Annotated in this window: 3 rRNA genes; all 3 read right to left on the bottom strand. The window is 58.4% G+C overall.

Going from position 1 to position 6138, the window contains the following annotated elements:
* Positions 1–84: 84 nt before the first annotated feature.
* Positions 85–199, bottom strand: a 5S ribosomal RNA gene (rrf, locus tag ACFW16_RS35685).
* Positions 200–288: 89 nt separating this feature from the next.
* Positions 289–3409: ribosomal RNA gene (locus ACFW16_RS35680) — 23S ribosomal RNA — on the bottom strand.
* A gap of 297 nt (positions 3410–3706) precedes the next feature.
* Positions 3707–5234: ribosomal RNA gene (locus tag ACFW16_RS35675) — 16S ribosomal RNA — on the bottom strand.
* The 16S, 23S and 5S rRNA genes sit together here, the layout of an rRNA operon.
* Between the last annotated feature and the right edge of the window lie 904 nt (positions 5235–6138).

Below are 6138 nucleotides of genomic sequence, written 5' to 3'. Positions count from 1 at the left end.
TGGCGGGGTCGATCTCGGCCGCCAGACCGTGCGGACGCTGTTCGCCAGCGGCGCCGTGGCCGGGCTGGTCGGCGCCATGCTGGTGCTGGGCGACCCTACTCTCCCACAGGGTCCCCCCTGCAGTACCATCGGCGCTGTAAGGCTTAGCTTCCGGGTTCGGAATGTAACCGGGCGTTTCCCCTACGCTATGACCACCGAAACACTATGAAACTCTCAACCGCACCACACTCTGTGACAAATGCGGGGTTGTTCGTGGTTTCAGAACCAACACAGTGGACGCGAGCAACTGAGGACAAGCCCTCGGCCTATTAGTACCAGTCAACTCCACACCTTACGGCGCTTCCATATCTGGCCTATCAACCCAGTCGTCTACTGGGAGCCTTACCCCATCAAGTGGGTGGGAGTCCTCATCTCGAAGCAGGCTTCCCGCTTAGATGCTTTCAGCGGTTATCCCTCCCGAACGTAGCCAACCAGCCATGCCCTTGGCAGAACAACTGGCACACCAGAGGTTCGTCCGTCCCGGTCCTCTCGTACTAGGGACAGCCCTTCTCAAGACTCCTACGCGCACAGCGGATAGGGACCGAACTGTCTCACGACGTTCTAAACCCAGCTCGCGTACCGCTTTAATGGGCGAACAGCCCAACCCTTGGGACCGACTCCAGCCCCAGGATGCGACGAGCCGACATCGAGGTGCCAAACCATCCCGTCGATATGGACTCTTGGGGAAGATCAGCCTGTTATCCCCGGGGTACCTTTTATCCGTTGAGCGACGGCGCTTCCACAAGCCACCGCCGGATCACTAGTCCCGACTTTCGTCCCTGCTCGACCCGTCGGTCTCACAGTCAAGCTCCCTTGTGCACTTACACTCAACACCTGATTGCCAACCAGGCTGAGGGAACCTTTGGGCGCCTCCGTTACTCTTTAGGAGGCAACCGCCCCAGTTAAACTACCCATCAGACACTGTCCCTGATCCGGATCACGGACCCAGGTTAGACATCCAGCACGACCAGACTGGTATTTCAACGACGACTCCACCCACACTGGCGTGCGAGCTTCAAAGTCTCCCAGCTATCCTACACAAGCCGAACCGAACACCAATATCAAACTGTAGTAAAGGTCCCGGGGTCTTTCCGTCCTGCTGCGCGAAACGAGCATCTTTACTCGTAGTGCAATTTCACCGGGCCTATGGTTGAGACAGTCGAGAAGTCGTTACGCCATTCGTGCAGGTCGGAACTTACCCGACAAGGAATTTCGCTACCTTAGGATGGTTATAGTTACCACCGCCGTTTACTGGCGCTTAAGTTCTCAGCTTCGCCTGGACGAATCCAAGCTAACCGGTCCCCTTAACGTTCCAGCACCGGGCAGGCGTCAGTCCGTATACATCGCCTTACGGCTTCGCACGGACCTGTGTTTTTAGTAAACAGTCGCTTCTCGCTGGTCTCTGCGGCCACCCCCAGCTCAGACCGTAAAGATCATCACCAGGAATGGCCCCCCTTCTCCCGAAGTTACGGGGGCATTTTGCCGAGTTCCTTAACCATAGTTCACCCGAACGCCTCGGTATTCTCTACCTGACCACCTGAGTCGGTTTAGGGTACGGGCCGCCATGAAACTCGCTAGAGGCTTTTCTCGACAGCATAGGATCATCCACTTCACCACAATCGGCTCGGCATCAGGTCTCAGCCATGTGTGCGACGGATTTACCTACCGCACGGCCTACACCCTTACCCCGGGACAACCACCGCCCGGGATGGACTACCTTCCTGCGTCACCCCATCACTCACCTACTAACCGCTTGGTTCAGCGGCTCCACCACTCCCCTTTGCCCGAAGGCTCCAGGGCGGCTTCACGGCCTTAGCATCACGATGCTCGATGTTTGACGCTTCACAGCGGGTACCGGAATATCAACCGGTTATCCATCGACTACGCCTGTCGGCCTCGCCTTAGGTCCCGACTTACCCTGGGCAGATCAGCTTGACCCAGGAACCCTTAGTCAATCGGCGCAAACGTTTCTCACGTTTGTATCGCTACTCATGCCTGCATTCTCACTCGTGAACCGTCCACAACTCGCTTCCACGGCTGCTTCACCCGGCACACGACGCTCCCCTACCCATCCATACAGGCGTTGGCCCTATTGTATGAATGACACGACTTCGGCGGTACGCTTGAGCCCCGCTACATTGTCGGCGCGGAATCACTAGACCAGTGAGCTATTACGCACTCTTTCAAGGGTGGCTGCTTCTAAGCCAACCTCCTGGTTGTCTGTGCGACTCCACATCCTTTCCCACTTAGCGTACGCTTAGGGGCCTTAGTCGATGCTCTGGGCTGTTTCCCTCTCGACCATGGAGCTTATCCCCCACAGTCTCACTGCCGCGCTCTCACTTACCGGCATTCGGAGTTTGGCTAAGGTCAGTAACCCGGTAGGGCCCATCGCCTATCCAGTGCTCTACCTCCGGCAAGAAACACACGACGCTGCACCTAAATGCATTTCGGGGAGAACCAGCTATCACGGAGTTTGATTGGCCTTTCACCCCTAACCACAGGTCATCCCCCAGGTTTTCAACCCTGGTGGGTTCGGTCCTCCACGAAGTCTTACCTCCGCTTCAACCTGCCCATGGCTAGATCACTCCGCTTCGGGTCTTGAGCGTGCTACTCAAACGCCCTATTCGGACTCGCTTTCGCTACGGCTACCCCACAACGGGTTAACCTCGCAACACACCGCAAACTCGCAGGCTCATTCTTCAAAAGGCACGCAGTCACGACGCAAGGACAAGTCCTTGCGCGACGCTCCCACGGCTTGTAGGCACACGGTTTCAGGTACTATTTCACTCCGCTCCCGCGGTACTTTTCACCATTCCCTCACGGTACTATCCGCTATCGGTCACCAGGGAATATTTAGGCTTAGCGGGTGGTCCCGCCAGATTCACACGGGATTTCTCGGGCCCCGTGCTACTTGGGTGTCTCTCAAGCAAGCCGCTGACGTTTCGACTACGGGGGTCTTACCCTCTACGCCGGACCTTTCGCATGTCCTTCGCCTACATCAACGGTTTCTGACTCGCCCTACGGCCGGCAGACCGTAGAAGAGAGATCCCACAACCCCGCACACGCAACCCCTGCCGGGTCTCACACGTATACGGTTTGGCCTCATCCAGTTTCGCTCGCCACTACTCCCGGAATCACGGTTGTTTTCTCTTCCTGCGGGTACTGAGATGTTTCACTTCCCCGCGTTCCCTCCACACTGCCTATGTGTTCAGCAGCGGGTGACAGCCCATGACGACTGCCGGGTTTCCCCATTCGGACACCCCCGGATCAAAGCCTGGTTGACGACTCCCCGGGGCCTATCGTGGCCTCCCACGTCCTTCATCGGTTCCTGGTGCCAAGGCATCCACCGTGCGCCCTTAAAAACTTGGCCACAGATGCTCGCGTCCACTGTGCAGTTCTCAAACAACGACCAACCACCCGTCACAACCCGCTCACGCGGACCTTTACCGGGGCCGGCACTGAAGGAAGATCATTCCCTCAGACACCCAACAGCGTGCCCGACACGATCGCTCTCCAGACTCACGTTCCACGCCGAAGCAGTACTAGTGACCTATCAAGTCGAACCGTGCCGAATAGTCAACGTTCCACCCATGAGCAACCAGTGCGAGACGTTCGCTCGCATGCTGGCCTCTGAACCAAGCAAGCTCGGCTTAGAAGTGCTCCTTAGAAAGGAGGTGATCCAGCCGCACCTTCCGGTACGGCTACCTTGTTACGACTTCGTCCCAATCGCCAGTCCCACCTTCGACAGCTCCCTCCCACAAGGGGTTGGGCCACCGGCTTCGGGTGTTACCGACTTTCGTGACGTGACGGGCGGTGTGTACAAGGCCCGGGAACGTATTCACCGCAGCAATGCTGATCTGCGATTACTAGCGACTCCGACTTCATGGGGTCGAGTTGCAGACCCCAATCCGAACTGAGACCGGCTTTTTGAGATTCGCTCCACCTCGCGGTATCGCAGCTCATTGTACCGGCCATTGTAGCACGTGTGCAGCCCAAGACATAAGGGGCATGATGACTTGACGTCGTCCCCACCTTCCTCCGAGTTGACCCCGGCGGTCTCCCGTGAGTCCCCAGCACCACAAGGGCCTGCTGGCAACACGGGACAAGGGTTGCGCTCGTTGCGGGACTTAACCCAACATCTCACGACACGAGCTGACGACAGCCATGCACCACCTGTACACCGACCACAAGGGGGACCCTGTCTCCAGGGTTTTCCGGTGTATGTCAAGCCTTGGTAAGGTTCTTCGCGTTGCGTCGAATTAAGCCACATGCTCCGCCGCTTGTGCGGGCCCCCGTCAATTCCTTTGAGTTTTAGCCTTGCGGCCGTACTCCCCAGGCGGGGCACTTAATGCGTTAGCTGCGGCACGGACAACGTGGAATGTTGCCCACACCTAGTGCCCACCGTTTACGGCGTGGACTACCAGGGTATCTAATCCTGTTCGCTCCCCACGCTTTCGCTCCTCAGCGTCAGTATCGGCCCAGAGATCCGCCTTCGCCACCGGTGTTCCTCCTGATATCTGCGCATTTCACCGCTACACCAGGAATTCCGATCTCCCCTACCGAACTCTAGCCTGCCCGTATCGACTGCAGACCCGGGGTTAAGCCCCGGGCTTTCACAACCGACGTGACAAGCCGCCTACGAGCTCTTTACGCCCAATAATTCCGGACAACGCTTGCGCCCTACGTATTACCGCGGCTGCTGGCACGTAGTTAGCCGGCGCTTCTTCTGCAGGTACCGTCACTTTCGCTTCTTCCCTGCTGAAAGAGGTTTACAACCCGAAGGCCGTCATCCCTCACGCGGCGTCGCTGCATCAGGCTTTCGCCCATTGTGCAATATTCCCCACTGCTGCCTCCCGTAGGAGTCTGGGCCGTGTCTCAGTCCCAGTGTGGCCGGTCGCCCTCTCAGGCCGGCTACCCGTCGTCGCCTTGGTGAGCCATTACCTCACCAACAAGCTGATAGGCCGCGGGCTCATCCTGCACCGCCGGAGCTTTCGAACCTCGCAGATGCCTGCGAGGGTCAGTATCCGGTATTAGACCCCGTTTCCAGGGCTTGTCCCAGAGTGCAGGGCAGATTGCCCACGTGTTACTCACCCGTTCGCCACTAATCCCCACCCGAAGGTGGTTCATCGTTCGACTTGCATGTGTTAAGCACGCCGCCAGCGTTCGTCCTGAGCCAGGATCAAACTCTCCGTGAATGTTTACCCGTAATCGGGTGACACCACGAGAGCGGAACAGTCGGAGGAATAATCCGACCGTTCACAGCGTCCTCGCTGTGTTTTTCAAAGGAACCTCAACCCGATCGAACCGATCAGGTCGGGGTATCAACATATCTGGCGTTGACTTTTGGCACGCTGTTGAGTTCTCAAGGAACGGTCGCTTCCTTTGTACTCACCCTCTCGGGCTTTCCTCCGGGCGCTTCCCTTCGGTCTTGCGTTTCCGACTCTATCAGATCCTTTTCGATCCGATTTCCTCGGCGCTTTCCAGGTTCCCGCTTTCGCGTTTCCCTTTCCGGCGGTTCCGACTCTATCAGATCCTTTCGGGCTCTGATTCCCCGTCAGAGGGGGTTGTCTTCGCGGCTGTTGGGCCGTTCCGACGGAGTGAGACTTTAGCGGATTCCCGGCCTCCGAGCTAATCGGGGGCCGCGTCCTGTCGGACGTGGATTCCTCATTCCGTAATTACACACACCGACAACACGACAACGACGTCGACAACGCGACGGCTCGTCGAGGAGTGTTGGTACTTGCGGAATCGCTGTCCGGGGACCGACCGGGGTCGGCGCTCACGTCGGACAACTCGGAGAACACTACGAGGGCGCACGGGGGGTGTCAAATCCCGAGCAAGGCGGTCCGCCGGGGCGTAGTGTGGAGGTGTGATGACGCGTACGTGTACTCAGCTCTGGTGGGCCGCCTGACGGCGGCCGTACACACGTATGCACTCGACGGCCGCCGCTTCGGCGGCCGTTCTCGTATCTCCCTCCAGGAGGGACGGCCGGCGGATGGCGGCGGTCCTGACCAGGAGGTGGAGAGATGACACGGGTCTTCAGCGGGGTCAAGCCGACCGGGCACCTGACGCTGGGGAACTATCTGGGCGCGATGCGGA

The organism is Inquilinus sp. NPDC058860 (assembly GCF_042743185.1).
Lineage (GTDB): Bacteria > Pseudomonadota > Alphaproteobacteria > DSM-16000 > Inquilinaceae > Inquilinus.
Note: the sequence above shows the minus strand (reverse complement) of the source record. Positions and strands in the feature narration are given on the sequence as shown.